The sequence below is a fragment of the Pseudomonas marginalis genome (assembly GCF_900105325.1).
Taxonomy (GTDB): domain Bacteria; phylum Pseudomonadota; class Gammaproteobacteria; order Pseudomonadales; family Pseudomonadaceae; genus Aquipseudomonas; species Aquipseudomonas marginalis.
Genome location: NZ_FNSU01000003.1, coordinates 2,936,028 through 2,952,198 on the forward strand (window position 1 = coordinate 2,936,028; position 16,171 = coordinate 2,952,198).

General features: G+C 60.0%; 18 protein-coding genes. 11 read left to right on the plus strand and 7 right to left on the minus strand.

The genetic code is table 11. The annotated features are described in order from the left end of the window. Positions 1 to 30: 30 nt before the first annotated feature. Positions 31 to 285 carry a helix-turn-helix domain-containing protein gene (locus BLW22_RS22815; RefSeq protein ID WP_065925271.1) on the plus strand — a complete coding sequence of 85 codons (255 nt, stop codon included), beginning with the start codon at positions 31 to 33 and terminating at the stop codon, positions 283 to 285. After that, positions 278 to 1,486, plus strand: coding sequence for a type II toxin-antitoxin system HipA family toxin (locus BLW22_RS22820; RefSeq protein WP_065947857.1), 1,209 nt, complete (start codon positions 278 to 280; stop codon positions 1,484 to 1,486). Before BLW22_RS22815 ends, BLW22_RS22820 begins: the two co-directional genes overlap by 8 nt. Before the next feature lie 41 nt (positions 1,487 to 1,527). Here the strand turns inward: BLW22_RS22820 and BLW22_RS22825 are convergent, their stop codons facing one another. Continuing rightward, a complete protein-coding gene (locus BLW22_RS22825) occupies positions 1,528 to 2,007 on the minus strand; it encodes a GyrI-like domain-containing protein (RefSeq protein WP_074847510.1) in 480 nt (159 codons plus the stop codon). Between the two features lie 196 nt (positions 2,008 to 2,203). On the opposite strand from BLW22_RS22825, the gene alaC reads away from it, so the two are divergent. Continuing rightward, complete coding sequence (gene alaC, locus BLW22_RS22830) at positions 2,204 to 3,415, plus strand: alanine transaminase (protein ID WP_065947859.1); 1,212 nt, start codon at positions 2,204 to 2,206, stop codon at positions 3,413 to 3,415. 95 nt (positions 3,416 to 3,510) lie between these two features. On the opposite strand, the gene BLW22_RS22835 is transcribed toward alaC, so the two are convergent. Together BLW22_RS22835 and BLW22_RS22840 are read right to left on the minus strand one after the other, a co-directional pair. Beyond that, positions 3,511 to 4,863 (minus strand): GntP family permease, encoded by a 1,353-nt coding sequence (locus tag BLW22_RS22835; RefSeq protein ID WP_027605614.1) that lies wholly within the window; start codon positions 4,861 to 4,863, stop codon positions 3,511 to 3,513. Positions 4,864 to 4,947: 84 nt separating this feature from the next. Then, positions 4,948 to 5,481 carry a gluconokinase gene (locus tag BLW22_RS22840; RefSeq protein ID WP_027605613.1) on the minus strand — a complete coding sequence of 178 codons (534 nt, stop codon included), beginning with the start codon at positions 5,479 to 5,481 and terminating at the stop codon, positions 4,948 to 4,950. A gap of 212 nt (positions 5,482 to 5,693) precedes the next feature. On the opposite strand from BLW22_RS22840, the gene gntR reads away from it, so the two are divergent. From gntR to BLW22_RS22875, 7 genes are all read left to right on the plus strand, one after another. After that, positions 5,694 to 6,725, plus strand: a complete 1,032-nt coding sequence (gene gntR / locus BLW22_RS22845; protein ID WP_162494274.1) for an HTH-type transcriptional regulator GntR — start codon at positions 5,694 to 5,696, stop codon at positions 6,723 to 6,725. An 89-nt stretch (positions 6,726 to 6,814) separates the two neighbouring features. After that, positions 6,815 to 7,447 (plus strand): glutathione S-transferase family protein, encoded by a 633-nt coding sequence (locus BLW22_RS22850; RefSeq protein ID WP_065925277.1) that lies wholly within the window; start codon positions 6,815 to 6,817, stop codon positions 7,445 to 7,447. 10 nt (positions 7,448 to 7,457) lie between these two features. Continuing rightward, positions 7,458 to 8,195, plus strand: a complete 738-nt coding sequence (locus BLW22_RS22855) for an NAD-dependent epimerase/dehydratase family protein (protein ID WP_074847512.1) — start codon at positions 7,458 to 7,460, stop codon at positions 8,193 to 8,195. A gap of 12 nt (positions 8,196 to 8,207) precedes the next feature. Beyond that, complete coding sequence (locus BLW22_RS22860) at positions 8,208 to 9,617, plus strand: MFS transporter (RefSeq protein WP_065947863.1); 1,410 nt, start codon at positions 8,208 to 8,210, stop codon at positions 9,615 to 9,617. Between the two features lie 133 nt (positions 9,618 to 9,750). After that, positions 9,751 to 10,251: a hypothetical protein gene (locus BLW22_RS22865; protein ID WP_065925280.1), complete on the plus strand. Its 501-nt coding sequence runs from the start codon at positions 9,751 to 9,753 to the stop codon at positions 10,249 to 10,251. A gap of 287 nt (positions 10,252 to 10,538) precedes the next feature. Beyond that, positions 10,539 to 10,976, plus strand: a complete 438-nt coding sequence (locus BLW22_RS22870; protein WP_065925281.1) for a GNAT family N-acetyltransferase — start codon at positions 10,539 to 10,541, stop codon at positions 10,974 to 10,976. 60 nt (positions 10,977 to 11,036) lie between these two features. Further along, positions 11,037 to 11,855, plus strand: a complete 819-nt coding sequence (locus tag BLW22_RS22875) for a class I SAM-dependent methyltransferase (RefSeq protein WP_074848230.1) — start codon at positions 11,037 to 11,039, stop codon at positions 11,853 to 11,855. Positions 11,856 to 11,894: 39 nt separating this feature from the next. On the opposite strand, the gene def is transcribed toward BLW22_RS22875, so the two are convergent. From def to BLW22_RS22890, 3 genes are all read right to left on the minus strand, one after another. After that, positions 11,895 to 12,434, minus strand: a complete 540-nt coding sequence (gene def / locus BLW22_RS22880) for a peptide deformylase (protein WP_027605605.1) — start codon at positions 12,432 to 12,434, stop codon at positions 11,895 to 11,897. A 3-nt stretch (positions 12,435 to 12,437) separates the two neighbouring features. Continuing rightward, complete coding sequence (locus tag BLW22_RS22885; RefSeq protein ID WP_027605604.1) at positions 12,438 to 13,388, minus strand: YihY/virulence factor BrkB family protein; 951 nt, start codon at positions 13,386 to 13,388, stop codon at positions 12,438 to 12,440. 166 nt (positions 13,389 to 13,554) lie between these two features. Beyond that, positions 13,555 to 13,740 carry a CsbD family protein gene (locus tag BLW22_RS22890; RefSeq protein WP_016973106.1) on the minus strand — a complete coding sequence of 62 codons (186 nt, stop codon included), beginning with the start codon at positions 13,738 to 13,740 and terminating at the stop codon, positions 13,555 to 13,557. 201 nt (positions 13,741 to 13,941) lie between these two features. Here BLW22_RS22890 and BLW22_RS22895 point away from each other — a divergent pair, with 201 nt between their 5' ends. Next, complete coding sequence (locus tag BLW22_RS22895) at positions 13,942 to 14,319, plus strand: hypothetical protein (protein WP_027605603.1); 378 nt, start codon at positions 13,942 to 13,944, stop codon at positions 14,317 to 14,319. Positions 14,320 to 14,374: 55 nt separating this feature from the next. Here the strand turns inward: BLW22_RS22895 and fadD1 are convergent, their stop codons facing one another. Continuing rightward, complete coding sequence (gene fadD1, locus BLW22_RS22900) at positions 14,375 to 16,066, minus strand: long-chain-fatty-acid--CoA ligase FadD1 (RefSeq protein WP_027605602.1); 1,692 nt, start codon at positions 16,064 to 16,066, stop codon at positions 14,375 to 14,377. Positions 16,067 to 16,171: the final 105 nt, after the last annotated feature.

Genomic DNA, 16,171 nt, shown 5'->3' on the forward strand with positions numbered 1-16,171 from the left:
CTTCCAATTAAAAAGTAATGAATATATGACATGGACACTTCGGTTATCACTCAGCGACTGGGCAGCCAAATTCGCGCCATGCGACTTAACCGTGGCTATAAACAAGCGGATCTGGCGAAACTTGCAGGGGTTACCCGGCAGAAGCTGATAGAAGTCGAACAAGGCAGCCTCTCGGTCTCAATGAATGCCTATGCCCGAGTGATCGCCGCCTTGGGCAGCGAATTCAAATTAGTGCCTGTGACCATGCCGACCCTGGAGGAACTGGAGGACTTGTTCAATGATTAGCCCCCATTTACGCGTTCATACCCCTCAAGGTAAAAGCGGCAGCGTGTTGATGAGTGCCAACGACTATTTGTTCCGCTACGGCGAAAACCTGCGGGCACAAACCGCAGTCAGCCTGACGATGCCCGTTCGCGCCGAAGAATATCGCCGCCGAGAACTTCACCCCATCTTCCAGATGAACCTGCCGGAAGGCTACGTTCTGGAGCAATTGCGCAATCGCCTCGCCAAGACGGTCAAGGTCGATCCGATGTTGTTGCTGGCACTCTCGGGCAGCAGTGCACCGATTGGTAGGGTGTTCGTGTCTTCGGATCAAGTAAACGACCTGATCCTGCGCAACAGCCCTCCCTCCAGCGGAGAAAACCTCAACGAAATTCTCGCCTGGGACGGCGCGGAGGATCTGTTCCTGGAACTGGTGGATCGCTACATCCTGCGAGCAGGTATTTCTGGCGTGCAGCCCAAAGTACTGGTGCCGGAAAAACCGCAGGCATCCGCGCAGAAATTCACGTCGAAAACCAACGACCTGATTATCAAAAGCGGGCGCGATGAGTTTCCGGGGTTGGCCATCAATGAGTACCTGTGCATGTCCATCGCCCGGGATGCAGGCTTGCCGGTGCCACCTTTTTACCTGTCGCAGAATCATAAGCTGTTCATCATGCGGCGCTTTGATCGGGACGAGCAGCTCAACCCGCTGGGTTTCGAAGACATGACCACCTTGATGGGTCTCTCTGCGGAGCAGAAGTACACCAAGAGTTACGCAGCGATCGCCAAGGCCGTACGCGTGTTCTGCGCCCCAGAACATCAACGCAGCTCGCTCGATCAATTGTTCGACAGCGTGGCACTGAGCTGCATAGTGGGTAATGGCGACGCTCACTTGAAGAACTTCGGCGTGCTCTATAGCGACCCGCTGAAATCGGATACCCGGCTGGCACCGGTATACGACATTGTGAACACCACCGCCTATCTCCCTGAGGACTCACTGGCACTTGACCTGTCCGGCAACAAATCATTGTTTGCTGCACGCCTGGGCATCCTGGAATTTGCAAGAACCTGCGAAATTGAAAATCCCGAAGCGCGCATTCAGGCACTCCTTCAAACCCTGGAAGCCGTGCTCAAGCGCGAAGACGATTACTGCCGGTTGGCCCCTGATGTAGCGAAAGCCATACGTCAATCTGCGCAGGGCTATCAACTCAGCTTTGGTGGCTGAACGTCCTGTGGTTGCGGCGAGACAAGCGTTCAGCCAGTGGGTTACTTGTGTTCCACGGGCAACCAGACCTCCACCGTCCCCGTCCCCTTGCGCCCATCAAAATCCGCGCTGTACCGCTCGAAATCCGCCCCCGCCACCTTGTAGCCCGAGTGCGGCAACCACTCGAACATGATGCGCTCGTAGGTCTGCTCCAGTGCCTGCACCGGGCCATAGTGCGGGAACACGGCGTAGTGGTGAGCAGGCAGTTCGACGCACTCGAAGTTGCTCGGCACATCGCTTTGGGACGGTACTTCCACCCCGGCCATGTAATCGAATTCACCGTGGCTGGGGTTATGGCAAACGCCGTAGGTCACTCCGCCGACGCGTTTCTTGATGTGTTTTACGCTTTCGTCGAACACACTCCACAACTTGGGGATATCCCCCACGGTAGCCTTCGAATAACGCCCTTGCACCCCGGCGATCACCAGGGCCTTGCCGTCTTCCATGCGTGGCTCTAACGGTTGTTTTGTCTGCTGGTCCATCTGAACAGTCTCCTTCTTATGAGGGAACAAACCCGTATCGAGTATAGGGGCATATCCTTGCAGTACTCCATGCAGAAAATTTCCCGACACATCTGGACAACTGGCCATCATCGACCGTATTGTCTGCCCCGCAGGCCACCGCAGTGGCCGACGTCGCTCGGACGGTTCCGGGCGCTTACGTACTCTCGAGGCAACAATGGCAGACCTTGGTTCGCCGCGCCGCTTTGCGCGCATAGATCGACTCCCCCCTTACGTTTTCAATATCACTGCCGAGCTGAAGATGGCTGCGCGTCGGCGCGGCGAAGACATCATCGACTTGAGCATGGGTAACCCCGACGGCGCCACGCCTCCCCATATCGTGGAGAAGATGGTTACCGTCGCCCAGCGTGAAGACACCCACGGCTATTCCACCTCCAAAGGCATTCCACGTCTGCGCCGGGCAATTTCGCGCTGGTACAAGGATCGCTACGCAGTCGACATCGACCCCGAGACCGAAGCCATCGTGACCATCGGTTCCAAGGAAGGCCTGGCGCATCTGATGCTGGCCACCCTGGACCAGGGCGACACGGTGCTGGTGCCCAACCCGAGCTACCCGATTCATATCTACGGTGCCGTGATTGCCGGCGCCCAGGTGCGTTCGGTGCCGCTGGTGCCTGGCGTGGACTTCTTCGCCGAACTGGAACGGGCGATCCGTGGGTCGATCCCCAAGCCGAAGATGATGATCCTCGGCTTCCCGTCCAACCCGACCGCGCAGTGCGTGGAGCTGGATTTCTTCGAACGGGTGATCGCCCTGGCCAAGCAGTACGACGTGCTGGTGGTGCATGACCTGGCCTACGCCGACATTGTCTACGACGGCTGGAAAGCCCCGTCGATCATGCAGGTGCCGGGCGCCAAGGACATTGCGGTGGAGTTTTTCACCCTGTCCAAGAGCTACAACATGGCCGGCTGGCGCATCGGTTTCATGGTGGGCAACCCGGAACTGGTCAATGCCCTGGCGCGGATCAAGAGCTACCACGACTATGGCACCTTCACCCCGCTGCAAGTGGCGGCGATCGCCGCACTGGAAGGCGACCAACAGTGCGTGAAGGACATCGCCGAGCAGTACCGCCAGCGCCGCAATGTGCTGGTCAAGGGCCTGCATGAGCTGGGCTGGATGGTGGAGAACCCCAAGGCGTCGATGTACGTCTGGGCGAAGATTCCCGAGGCGTATGCCGCCATGGGTTCACTGGAATTCGCCAAGAAGCTGCTGCTGGAAGCGAAGGTCTGTGTGTCGCCGGGGATTGGGTTTGGCGAGTATGGGGATGATCATGTGCGCTTCGCGCTGATCGAGAACCAGGACCGGATTCGCCAGGCGGTGCGCGGGATTCGCGGGATGTTCCGGGCGGATGGGCTGGTTGCTAAAGCCTGACCCGATCCACCTGAACAAATGTGGTCAAACTGTGGGAGGGGCTTGCCCCCTCCCATAGTTGATTGGGTTTTCACCCTTGTCTTGTAGCGTGTCTGTTAGACCACCAACGACAGCAACATGATAAAGATCAGTGCCACAACGGACAGGATGGTTTCCATCGCCGTCCAGGTCTTGAAGGTCTCGGCCACGGTCATGTTGAAGTACTGCTTCACCAGCCAGAACCCCGCATCGTTGACGTGCGACAGGATCAACGAACCCGCCCCCGTCGCCAACACCAGCAGCTCACGGTTAACTCCGGGAATCATCCCCACCACCGGCACTACGATGCCCGCGCCGGTAATGGTCGCCACGGTGGCCGAACCGGTCGCCACACGAATCACCGCCGCCACCAGCCACGCCAGCAGGATCGGGTTGATCTGTGCGTTTACCGCCATGTGGCCGATCACGTCACCCACGCCGCTGGTCACCAGCATCTGCTTGAAGCCACCACCGGCACCGATGATCAGGATGATCGCGGCGGTCGGCGCAAGGCTGGCGTCGAGCAGCTTGAGGATCTGCTTGGAATGGATGCCCTGGCGGCTGCCAAAGGTGTACAGCGACAGCAGCAACGCCAGCAGCAAGGCGGTGATCGGGTGACCGATCATGTCCATCCAGTTGCGCACCACGTTGCCTTCGGCAAAGGCGATGTCGGCGAAGGTTTTGAGCAGCATCAGGAACACCGGCAGCAGCACGGTGACCAGGGTGATACTGAAGCTCGGCAGGTTTTTGTTCTCAGGCTCGCGGGCCAGTTGATCGACCAGTTCCTGGGACGGGTTGCCCGGAATGTACTTGGCGATAAACGTACCGAAGATCGGGCCAGCGATGATGGCCGTCGGCAGCGCGACGATCAGGCCGTACAGGATGGTCTTGCCGATGTCGGCGCCAAACACACCGATGGCCAGCAGCGGGCCCGGGTGCGGCGGCACCAGGCCGTGGACTGCCGAGAGGCCGGCGAGCAGCGGGATGCCGATCTTGATCAGCGACACGCCGGTGCGGCGCGCAACGATAAACACCAGCGGGATCAGCAGTACAAAGCCGATCTCGAAGAACAACGGAATGCCCACCAGGAATGCGGCGAACATCATGGCCCACTGGACCTTGTCCTTGCCAAAGGCGCGGATCAGGGTCTGGGCGATCTGATCGGCACCGCCGGATTCGGCCATCATCTTGCCGAGCATGGTGCCCAGCGCGAGGATGATGCCGACAAAGCCAAGCACCCCGCCGAAACCGTCCTGGAACGCCTTGATGATCTTGTCCACCGGCATGCCCGAGGTCAGGCCAAGGAAGCCGGCCGCGATGATCAGCGCAATAAATGGGTGAACCTTGAAGCGGGTGATCAAGACGATCAGCCCGATGATGGTAACGACTGCATCTAACAGCAGGTACGACTCGTGGGACATGCCAAACATGGGGGGTCTCTCCTGTTTGTTGTTGTTATTAAAGCGGGTGTTGAATTTCCTGCCGGGGATAGCGCTATCTTTTCCGGCAAAAAATCAGTTGGATGGTTCAAAACCGTGTGTCAGCCACCAGGCGTTGGTCTGCCTGGCCAACTCCTCGACGCTGTCTTCGCTGGCGTTGAGGGCCAGGGTCAGCGGCTCGCCCTTGGGCGATTCAAGGGTGGCGAACTGGCTGTCGATGAGGCTGGCCGGCATGAAATGGCCGGGGCGATGGGACACGCGGTCGGCGGCGACTTCGCGGGTCAACTCCAGGAATACAAAACCCAGGCCCGGCGCGGCTTCGCGCAGGTGGTCGCGGTATTTCTTTTTCAGCGCGGAGCAGGTGAGTACCGGATGTTCACCGGCTTTGAGCGAACGGCGCAGTTCATCGCACAGGATGTCGAGCCAACCGGCGCGGTCGTCGTCGTTGAGGGGATGGCCGGCGCTCATCTTTTCGATGTTCGCGGCGGGGTGAAAGCTGTCGCCTTCAATGGCGGTGGCACCGTTCAGGCGGCACAGGGCCTCGCTGACGCTGGTCTTGCCACAGCCGGCAACACCCATGATGACCAGGGCGGTAACAGGTTGACTCATGGAACACCTCAAGACGCAGATAGCGCTACCTTTGCACGCCGTGAGGCGAGTGCAAAAACAGGCTTTTCCCGCGCCGTCTTGTCATTTTTATGGAGTGACGCGTGCATCCGCTCCAATCATTTGAACCGGATCAGGCAACCCATAGTTCAATAATTTGCAGCCTTTTGGAGACAGCGCTACCTTAGTGCCTCGATTTTTGTTTGGCAAGCCGCCTGATGACCTCCAAGAACGATAAAAATACCCGCACCACCGGTCGCCCTACCCTCAACGAAGTTGCCCGCCTGGCCGGCGTCAGCCCGATTACCGCCTCCCGCGCGTTGCGCGGCATCAGCACCGTGGCCATCGAACTGGTGGAAAAAGTCCAGCACGCCGCTGCCGAACTCAACTACGTGGTCAACCCCGCCGCCCGTGCCCTGGCTTCGGCCCAGAGCCATTCGGTGGTAGTCCTGGTGCCGTCGTTGTCCAACCTGCTGTTTATCGAAACCCTCGAAGCCATCCACCAGGTGCTGCGGCCCAAGGGCTTTGAAGTGCTGATCGGCAACTCCCACTATTCGCGCGACGAAGAGGAAAACCTGCTGCGCAACTACATGGCCTATCAGCCACGCGGGTTGCTGCTGACCGGCTTCGATCGCACCGAAAGCGCCCGACGGATGGTCGAGGCCAGCAATGTGCCGTGTGTGTACATGATGGACCTGGACCCCAATGCCGGCGTGAACTGCGTGGGCTTCTCGCAGCTGGCGGCGGGTGAAACCGCGGCCGCACATTTGATCTCCCGTGGGCGCAAGCGCCTGGCGTATATCGGCGCGCAACTGGACCAACGCACCCTGCTGCGTGGCGAAGGCTTTCGCCGTGCGCTGCAACAGGCGGGCCTGTACGACCCGGCGCTGGAACTGCTGACACCACGCCCTTCCTCGGTGGGCCTGGGCGGCGAACTGTTCCTGCAACTGCTGGCCGCCCATCCGGATGTGGATGCGATCTTCTTCGGCAACGACGACCTGGCACAGGGCGCGCTGCTGGAAGCCTTGCGCCACGGCATCAAAGTGCCAGAACGTGTCGCGGTGCTGGGTTTCAACGACTTGCCGGCGTCGTCCTTCATGGTGCCGCGCCTGAGCAGCATCAGTACCCCCAGGGAAGCGATCGGGCGGCGGGCGGCGGAGCATTTGTTGACGATCATGGCGGGCAACAGGATCGCCAAGCCGGTGGTGGATATGGGGTTTGAGTTGCAGGTTCGCGAGAGCACGTAGTCCCACATTTTAACCCCGCCCGCTCGGAGGCATCGCCGTAGCTTCTCCCTCCTGCTAGATTGGCTGTTCTCCATCGCAAGGAAAGCACCATGGCACATTCACTGAAAATCCTGGGTCGCACGTCCTCCATCAACGTGCGCAAAGTGCTCTGGACCTGCCAGGAACTGGGCATCGACTACGTGCGCGAAGACTGGGGCATCGGCTTCCAGCCCACCCAGTCCGCCGAATTCCTCGCCCTGAACCCCAATGCCCAGATACCCGTGCTGATCGACGACCACGGCGTGCTGTGGGAGTCCAATACCATCTGCCGCTACCTGGTGGGGCTTTACCAGCGCCACGACCTGCTGCCCATCGAGCCCGCCCCACGCGCCCGGGTCGAGCAGTGGATCGACTGGCAGGCCGTCGAGCTCAACCGTGCCTGGGGCGATGCCTTCACCGCCCTGGTACGCAATAACCCGGACGGCCTGGACGCGGCGCAGATTGAAGCCGCCGTGCAACGATGGAACGACAAGATGGGCATCCTCGAGCAACAACTGAGCAAAACCGGCGCCTTTGTTGCCGGCGATGAATTCACCCTCGCCGACATCCTGATCGGCCTCTCGGTGCACCGCTGGCAGATGACGCCCATGGCGCGCCCGGCCTACCCCGCCATTGCCGCCTACTACCAGCGCCTCGGCCAGCACCAGGGTTTCCAGCTCTTCGCCCTCGACGGGCATAACTAAGGACATGCACGTGAAAGGACTCAACGTACTGCTCACCGGCGCCTGCGGCAGAATCGGCAAGACGTTTTTCGAAGCCTCGAGAGACCGCTACCGTTTCACCCTCACCGACCGCATCGCGCCTGATTTCGACCTGGGCGAACACCGCTTCGTGCACGCCGACCTCAGCGACAAAGCCAGCCTCGCCAGCTTGCTCGAAGGCATCGATGTGATCGTGCACCTGTCGGGCATCCCCCACGCCAGCGCCACGTTCGACGAATTGCTGCCGAACAATATCCTCGCCACCACCTACCTGTTCGAAGCCGCTGTGGCGGCGGGTGTACAGCGCCTGGTGTTCGCCAGCAGCGCGCAAACCATCGAAGGCTACCCGGTAGACCGGCAGATCAGCCCAGGCATGCAGGTGATGCCGGCCAACCTGTATGGCGTGAGCAAATGCTACGGCGAAGCGCTGTGTGGCTACTACGCGGCGAAAACCCCGCTGTCGACGATTGCCCTGCGCATCGGCGCGTTCGAATTCGTTGAAACCCACGACCTGAACAACGCCCGCGACCTCAGCGCCTGGCTCAGCCCGCGGGATGCCGTGCAGCTGCTGCAGCGTGCAGTGGAGGCCGAGGGCGTGAAACACCTGATCGCCCATGGCATTTCCAATAACCGTTTCAAGCGCCTGGACCTGAGCGAAACCACACGGGTGTTGGGTTACCATCCGCTGGACGATGCATTTCAGGCCTTCGATATCCCCATCACTGACTGAGTTTTTCCCGCCATGCCTGCACTCCCTGCTACAGACGGCATCGACCCGATCCGCGCCGCCCATATCAGCGCGCGTATCGACCGCCTGCCCGCCGTCGCCACGGTCTGGCGCCTGGTGGCGCTGCTGTCGATCGGCGGTTTTTTCGAGCTGTATGACTTGTTCCAGACCGCCTACATCAGCCCCGGCCTGATCAGTGACGGGATTTTCCACACCGGCAGCGAGGGCGTGTTTGGCTTCTCCGACCAGGCGGCGTTCGCCTCGGCGACCTTCCTCGGCCTGTTCCTCGGCGCCAGCCTGCTCAGCCCCATCGCCGACCGCTTCGGGCGCCGGGCGATCTTCACCTTTGCCTTGATCTGGTACACCGTCGCTACGGTGTTGATGGGCATTCAGACGTCCGCGCTGGGCATCATCGGCATGCGTTTCCTGGTGGGCATCGGCCTGGGCATCGAGCTGGTGACCATCGACGCCTACCTATCGGAACTGGTGCCCAAGCGCATGCGCAGTTCGGCGTTCGCCTTTGCGTTTTTCATCCAGTTCCTGTCGGTGCCGGCCGTGGCATTGATGTCATGGTGGCTGGTGCCCCAGGCGCCGTTCGGGGTGTCGGGCTGGCGCTGGGTGGTGCTGAGCAGTGCGGTGTTTGCGCTGTTTATCTGGCAACTGCGCAAGCGCCTGCCGGAATCACCGCGCTGGCTGGCGCAGAAAGGCCGCTTCGAAGAAGCCGGCAGGATCATGGACACCCTGGAGGCACGCTGCCGGAAAGACCATGGCAAACCCCTGGATGAACCCGAACCCGAAACCGTCAGCGTGCAAGGCAGCGGCCGTTTTGCCGACATCTGGCAACCGCCATACCGCCGCCGCGCGTTGATGCTGATTGTGTTCCATGTGTTCCAGGCCATCGGCTTCTTTGGTTTCGGCAACTGGTTGCCGGCGCTGCTTTCGGGCCAGGGTGTCAGCGTGACCCACAGCTTGCTGTACGCCTTTATCATCACCCTCGCCTACCCGCTGGGGCCGTTGCTGTTTGTGAAGGTGGCCAACCGCTTCGAAAACAAATGGCAGATCGTCGGCTCCGCCATGGGTGCGGTGATCTTCGGCAGCCTGTTCGCCCTGCAAACCACGGCGGTGGGGCTGGTAATCTGCGGGGTGATGATCACCTTCTGCAACGCCTGGCTGAGCTTCAGTTACCACTCCTACCAGAGCGAGCTGTTCCCGACCAATATCCGCGCGCGGGCGGTGGGGTTCTGCTATTCGTTCAGCCGCTTGTCGACGGTGTTCAGCAGCCTGTTGATCGGTTTTATCCTCGAACACCTGGGCACACCCGGTGTGTTGGCGTTTATTGCCAGCAGCATGCTGATCGTGATGATCACCATCAGTTGGTTCGGCCCGCGTACGCGCAACCTGGCCTTGGAAAATATCGCCCATTGACGGCAACGGTTGGCCGCCTGCGGGACAATGTTTGCCGCGGCGGCCAGGCCAAATCCAGTCAAACCGGGGTTATCGGACCCGGCATGTTATTTGCTCCCGCTATGGCACCGAACATTTTCCCAGGTAACCGATCATGCTGGTTAACAACAACCCCCAAGCCGTGTCGACCCTTCAAAAGATCACGCGTCCCGACATGGACCCTGCCAACGCCGCCGCCAGCACGCTGTACAGCGGCGCCCTGCAAGCGGCGCAGCAAAGCGTGACCCTGCCGGCCGCGCAGAAGGATCTGGACAAGGCGGGCGATCGCATCGACGAAGCTTTCGCCAAGACCCGCGTGCAGTTGCAGGCCAGCACAGCGGCCACCACGGTGACGACGGATGTCCCCGCCACCAGCTCCGCCCGCACAGACTTCACCGATTACATGAGCAAAACCCCGGCCGAGCGTATCCGTGAGCAATTGCTCAAGGAACAAGGGTTGACCGAGGCGGATGTGCAGAACATGTCACAGGAAAAGCAGGACGCCATTTCCAAGCAAGTGGCCGAACGTTTGAAGCAGCAGCAAGAGCAGCAGGTAGCGGCGAAGACCACTGACCCGCAGGCGCAGGCAGTGAAGGAAACCCTGGCGGCGATCTAAGTCACAGGTGGGACGCCGAGCGTCCCTGGCGGCATTCCCACGCGGGTGCGTGGGAATGATCATTAACTCAGTGACCGAACAGGCCTGTCTCGGTTTTCTTGGCTTTCTTGTCGGCGCGTTTTTCGTCGGCGGTCTTTGCCGGTTTCTTCTTCGCGGCTTTCTTTGAATCCATACCTTTGGCCATGATGCATGCTCCACTTACAGGGGATGTAACACTGGGTATACCACCTATTGCCGCACAGAAGGCGCTTATAATCCCCGGCCCTTGATTATGTTGCCCAAACACCATGCCCGAACTGCACATCGCCCCCCTGGCTGAGCCGCTATGGCCGCTGCTGAACAAGTTTTATCGCCGTCATGACTCACCGATGAAGGCACTCAAGGGCGGGCGTTTGTGGGTAGCGCGCGACAGCGAGATTGTCGCCGGTCTGTGCCTGACACCCGTGATCGGCGGACAGTGGTTGACCGGCGTGTTTGTCGACCCGGCGTATCGCGGCCAGGGGTTGGCGGGGCGATTGATAGCCGCGGCGGCGGCCGAGGTGCAAGGCACGCTGTGGTTGTTGTGCCATCCGGACCTGGAGGGTTTGTATCAGCGCATGGGTTTCACCCAGGACACGCTATTGCCGCAATCCCTCAGCGAGCGACTGGTGCGCTACAAACGTAACAAACCGATGATCGCGATGGGCTTAGATCGTTTAGTGAGGTCGTCCTCGGATAATGTGTGATCGCCCCGCATGGGCCCCATGCTAGCCTCGGCGACACAGTGGCCCACTTTTCGGATGATCATGAAAGCGACCTTTGCAGCGCTGTCCCTTACCGCCCTCCTCGTTCCCACGTTCAGCCAGGCCGCCGACGCACCGATCAGCGCCCAGCAATACGCCAGCGTGTTGGCCGGCAGCTGGCGCGACCCGGCCAACAGCGCCCGCGACGGCTATCGCCACCCGCAGCAGACCTTGGAATTCTTTGGCCTGCGCGCCAGGCAGACCGTGATCGAAATTACCCCAGGGGGCGGTTGGTACAGCGAACTGCTGGCACCGTTGCTCAAGGAGCACGGGCATTACATCGCCGCCGTACAAGCGCCGAGCAGCAGCGCCTATGCACGCACGTCCGAAGAGAATCTGAAAAACAAATTCGCCGCCGACCCTACGCGCTATGCCAAGGCAGACGTGGTCGAGTTCGACCCCAAGGCACCGGTGTTCGGCAAACCTGCTTCGGCTGACGCCGTGCTGACGTTCCGCAATGTGCATAACTGGGTGCTGGCCGATACCGCCGAGGCCACGTTCCACGCGTTCTACACGGTGTTGAAACCGGGTGGCGTGCTGGGTGTGGAAGATCACCGGGCCAAGGACGGGGCCGAGCTGGAGGCGATCAAGGACAGCGGTTACCTGACCACCGCCCAGGTGGTGAAACTGGCCACCGACGCGGGGTTCAAGCTGGTAGGCCAGAGCGAGGTCAACGCCAACCCGAAGGACACCAAGGATTATCCCGCCGGCGTGTGGACGTTGCCGCCGACGTTGAAATTGGGGGAGCAGGACAAGGCAAAATATGTGTCGATTGGCGAGTCAGACCGGATGACGTTGCGGTTCGTCAAACCGGCCAAATAACCTGGTCCCGCCCACATTTTGTTCTCAACGGGTCGGCGATTACTCGTCAGCGGTTGGGTCCATGTCGGGAAACATCACTTCAATAAAGCCGAACTTGCTGAAGTCGGTAATGCGCGAGGGGTACAGCCGGCCGATCAGGTGATCGCATTCATGCTGCACCACCCGCGCGTGGAAGCCATCGGCAAAACGTACGATCGGCTCGCCCTTCGGATCAAACCCCTCGTAGCGAATCTGCTGGTAACGGTCCACCGCACCACGCAGTCCGGGCACCGACAGGCAGCCTTCATAGCCTTCTTCCAGCACCGGGCTGAGCGGCGTGATCAACGGGTTGATCAGGATGGTCTGCGGCACCGGCGGCGCATCCGGGTAGCGCTCGCTGGCTTCGAACCCAAAGATCACCAGTTGCAGGTCGACGCCAATCTGCGGCGCGGCCAGGCCGACGCCGCCCACGTGCTCCATGGTCTGGAACATGTCGTCGATCAATTGCCACAGCTCGGGGCTGTCGAACATTTCCGGCGGTACCGGCGGGGCGATACGCAGCAGGCGTTCATCGCCCATTTTCAGGATTTCACGGATCATCGATCAGACTTCATCGGTAGTGGGTTTGGAGTGGTCGCGGCCGAGGCCGGAGACATGTTGTTTTTCGTGCGCGGGCGCGGGCTCATCGAAATCCTTTGCGCCTGGCTCCTTGCCTTCGGCCGACATGTGCTCGATCACGGCATTCATCTCCGCCCCCAGCAACAGCACGGCGGCGGAAATGTAGAAGTACAGGAGCAACACGATGATCGCACCGATGCTGCCATACATGGCGTTGTAGTCGGCGAAGGTTTTGACGTAGTAGCCAAAACCGAGGGAGGCGACGATCCACACCACCACCGCGAGCACCGAACCCGGGGTAATAAAGCGAAACTTCTGCTCGACGTCCGGCATCACGTAATACATGAGGGCCACGGCAAACATCAGCAGGATCACGATCAGCGGCCATCGCACGATGGTCCACAAGGTCACCACGAATTCCTGCATGCCGATCTGGCCGGCCAGCCATTCCATCACCTGTGGGCCGAGCACCATCAGCGCGGCGGCGGCCAGCAGCATGCCGGCGATGCCGATGGTGTAGAAAACCGACAGCGGGAAACGCTTCCAGATCGGCCGGCCTTCCACGACGTCGTACGCGGCGTTCATGGCGCTCATCATCAGGCGCACGCCAGCGGAGGCGGTCCAGAGGGCAATCACGATACCCACCGAGAGCAGGCCACCCTTGGATTGCTGCAACTGGTCGATCACCGGGTTGACCTGCTCCAGGGCCTGGGGCGGCAACACCAGCTCCGATTGCAGGCGCAGCCAGGTGAAAAAGTCCGGCAGGTGCAGGAAACCGATCAGGGCGATAAGGAACAGCAGGAAGGGAAATAACGAAAACAGCATCTGGTAGGCCAGTGCCGAGGCGTAGGTGGACATCTCGTCATCGACGAATTCCTTGACGGTGCGCACCAGCACTGTGTGGAGCTTGAGACCATCGAGAACCGGAAAAATCATAGCGTCTCCTTTCGCCGCAAAAAGGGGGTCGTGGGCGACTCAGGGGCCGTTTTCTACATCAAGGTAGCCTATTTGGCGACCTTGAAACAATTTCGAAACTTTAATCACTGCATGTGACATAAAAACGGCCATCCGTGGATGGCCGTCGGGCTACACGATGGCAGTCTTACTTGGTCGCTTTTTTCACCGCGTCCTTGGTGTCGCCCACGGCTTTTTCAACCTGGCCTTTCTTTTCCTGCACGACGCCTTCAGCGCGCAGTTTGTCGTTGCCGGTGACTTTGCCGACGCCTTGCTTGATGTTACCGACGGCTTCGTCTTTCAAACCTTTTGCCTTATCCGCTGTGCTGCCCATGGTATTTCTCCGAAAGAACAATCAAAGGGTTTTGGTCATTACGTAGAGATTGACCCAAGGCCGTTCGGCAGAGTTTCAATTATTTTTCGGTGAACATTTCATCGCCAACGACAGGTTTGGCTTTATGTTTTGCAGCCAACCCACGAGAATGCCCGGCACATTCAGGCTCCAACGCTGAATAACAGATCCCGTAGGAAGGTTATGAAACTCAATAAAGCACAGGCCATCGCCCGCAGAAACCAGGAACTGGGCGGTGCCGTACTCGGCGTCAATAACTGCCACTTCACCGACCTGGACCGCAAACGCAACATCTGGTGGTTCGATCTGCCGGTGGGGCGTATTGCCGTCGGCCAGTACGAGTGGATTCACCTGTTGATGCACAACGCCGAGACCGACCAGCTGCTGCACCTGAAGGTGCCGACCGTGTTCCTGCGTGAAAAGCTCGAGGGACTGGTGGTGCGCAACGCAGGCAAGCGCAAGCCGGAGATTACCCTGGAGCTGAGCGCGGATAAGGATTCGTTCTTGAAGGATGTGCGGCCGGCGGGTGCGGGTGTCAGCTTCGCGCAGTTCGCCGTGTAAGAACGCGGTCAAAAAAATGTGGGAGGGGACAAGCCCCTCCCACATTTGGATCGGATTACTTTTTAAGACCGAGTTTCTTCAACTCTTCATCGCGCAATTCGCGGCGCAGGATCTTGCCCACGTTGGTGGTCGGCAACGCATCGCGGAACTCCACGGCCTTTGGCACTTTGTAGCCGGTGACATTGGCGCGCATATGCTCCATGACCTGCTCCTTGGTCAGGGTGGCGCCCGGCTTGACCACGATGAAGAGCTTGATGTGTTCGCCGGACTTTTCATCCGGCACACCGATGGCCGCGCACTGCAGCACGCCCGGCAGGCCCGCCAGCACGTCTTCCAGCTCGTTGGGATACACGTTGAAACCGGAGACCAGGATCATGTCTTTCTTGCGATCGACGATGCGCATGTAGCCATCCGGCTGGATGATCGCGATGTCGCCGGTCTTCAGCCAGCCTTCGCTGTCGAGCATCTCGGCGGTGGCGTCTTCGCGCTGCCAGTAGCCCTTCATCACCTGCGGGCCCTTGACGCACAGTTCGCCGACTTCACCCAGGGCCAGCTCGACGCCGTCGTCGGTGATGACCTTGCACAGGGTCGACGGCACCGGAATGCCGATGGTACCGATCTGGATATGCTGGATCGGGTTCACCGTGGCCACCGGGCTGGTTTCGGTCATGCCGTAGCCTTCGCAGATGCCGCAACCGGTCACGGCTTTCCAACGCTCGGCCGCCGCCAGTTGCAGGGCCATGCCGCCCGACAGGGTGACTTTCAGCGCGGAGAAGTCCAGCTTGCGGAAGGCTTCGTTGTTGCACAGCGCCACGAACAGAGTGTTCAGGCCGACAAAGCCGCTGAACTTCCACTTCGACAGTTCCTTGACCATCGCCGGCAGGTCGCGCGGGTTGCTGATCAGGATGTTGTGGTTGCCGATCAGCATCATCGCCATGCAATGAAAGGTGAATGCATAGATGTGGTACAGCGGCAGCGGCGTGATCAGGATCTCGCAACCTTCATTGAGGTTGGAGCCCATCAGCGCCTTGCATTGCAACATGTTGGCGACCAGGTTGCGGTGGGTGAGCATCGCGCCCTTGGCCACGCCGGTGGTGCCACCGGTGTATTGCAATACGGCCACATCGCCGCTGGCCGGGCAGACTTCGTTGACCGCTTGCCCCTGGCCCTTGGCGAGTACGTCGTTGAACTTGATCGCCTTGGGCAAGTGATAGGCCGGGACCATTTTCTTCACGTACTTGATGACGCTGTTGATCAGCAGGCGCTTGAGCGGCGGCAACAGGTCGGCGACTTCGGTGACGATCACATGCTTGACGGCGGTCTTGGGCACGACCTTTTCCGCCAGGTGGGCCATGTTGGCCAGGCAGACCAGCGCCTTGGCGCCGGAATCATTGAATTGGTGTTCCATTTCCCGCGCGGTGTACAGCGGGTTGGTGTTGACCACGATCAGGCCGGCACGGATGGCACCGAACACGGCGACCGGGTATTGCAGGACATTGGGCAACTGCACGGCAATGCGATCGCCGGGCTTCAAGTCGGTATGCTGTTGCAGGTACGCGGCGAAGGCGCCGGACAGTTCGTACAATTCACCGTAGGTGATCGTCTTGCCCAGGTTGCTGAAGGCCGGTTTGTTGGCGAAGCGCTGGCAGGACTGCTTCAATACCGCCTGAATATTCGGATACTCGTCTGGATTGATTTCTGCAGCAATCCCGGCGGGGTACTTATCCTTCCAAAAGTCTTCGTGCATGGAAGCCCACTCCTCAGCGACGCGAATTCATCATCGCATTTGATGCGATTATTATTGGTGTATGTTTTTTTTGGTGAATCTGGCGCTTTCAAGCAGGCCTAGACG

Excerpts from the sequence above, each read along its gene's own strand:
- BLW22_RS22815 (WP_065925271.1), top strand. The coding sequence starts at position 31 with ATGGACACTTCGGTTATCACTCAGCGACTGGGCAGCCAAATTCGCGCC.
- BLW22_RS22820 (WP_065947857.1), top strand. The coding sequence starts at position 278 with ATGATTAGCCCCCATTTACGCGTTCATACCCCTCAAGGTAAAAGCGGC.
- BLW22_RS22825 (WP_074847510.1), bottom strand. The coding sequence starts at position 2,007 with ATGGACCAGCAGACAAAACAACCGTTAGAGCCACGCATGGAAGACGGC.
- alaC (WP_065947859.1), top strand. The coding sequence starts at position 2,204 with ATGGCAGACCTTGGTTCGCCGCGCCGCTTTGCGCGCATAGATCGACTC.
- BLW22_RS22835 (WP_027605614.1), bottom strand. The coding sequence starts at position 4,863 with ATGTTTGGCATGTCCCACGAGTCGTACCTGCTGTTAGATGCAGTCGTT.
- BLW22_RS22840 (WP_027605613.1), bottom strand. The coding sequence starts at position 5,481 with ATGAGTCAACCTGTTACCGCCCTGGTCATCATGGGTGTTGCCGGCTGT.
- BLW22_RS22850 (WP_065925277.1), top strand. The coding sequence starts at position 6,815 with ATGGCACATTCACTGAAAATCCTGGGTCGCACGTCCTCCATCAACGTG.
- BLW22_RS22860 (WP_065947863.1), top strand. The coding sequence starts at position 8,208 with ATGCCTGCACTCCCTGCTACAGACGGCATCGACCCGATCCGCGCCGCC.
- BLW22_RS22865 (WP_065925280.1), top strand. The coding sequence starts at position 9,751 with ATGCTGGTTAACAACAACCCCCAAGCCGTGTCGACCCTTCAAAAGATC.
- BLW22_RS22870 (WP_065925281.1), top strand. The coding sequence starts at position 10,539 with ATGCCCGAACTGCACATCGCCCCCCTGGCTGAGCCGCTATGGCCGCTG.
- BLW22_RS22875 (WP_074848230.1), top strand. The coding sequence starts at position 11,037 with ATGAAAGCGACCTTTGCAGCGCTGTCCCTTACCGCCCTCCTCGTTCCC.
- def (WP_027605605.1), bottom strand. The coding sequence starts at position 12,434 with ATGATCCGTGAAATCCTGAAAATGGGCGATGAACGCCTGCTGCGTATC.
- BLW22_RS22885 (WP_027605604.1), bottom strand. The coding sequence starts at position 13,388 with ATGATTTTTCCGGTTCTCGATGGTCTCAAGCTCCACACAGTGCTGGTG.
- BLW22_RS22890 (WP_016973106.1), bottom strand. The coding sequence starts at position 13,740 with ATGGGCAGCACAGCGGATAAGGCAAAAGGTTTGAAAGACGAAGCCGTC.
- BLW22_RS22895 (WP_027605603.1), top strand. The coding sequence starts at position 13,942 with ATGAAACTCAATAAAGCACAGGCCATCGCCCGCAGAAACCAGGAACTG.
- fadD1 (WP_027605602.1), bottom strand. The coding sequence starts at position 16,066 with ATGCACGAAGACTTTTGGAAGGATAAGTACCCCGCCGGGATTGCTGCA.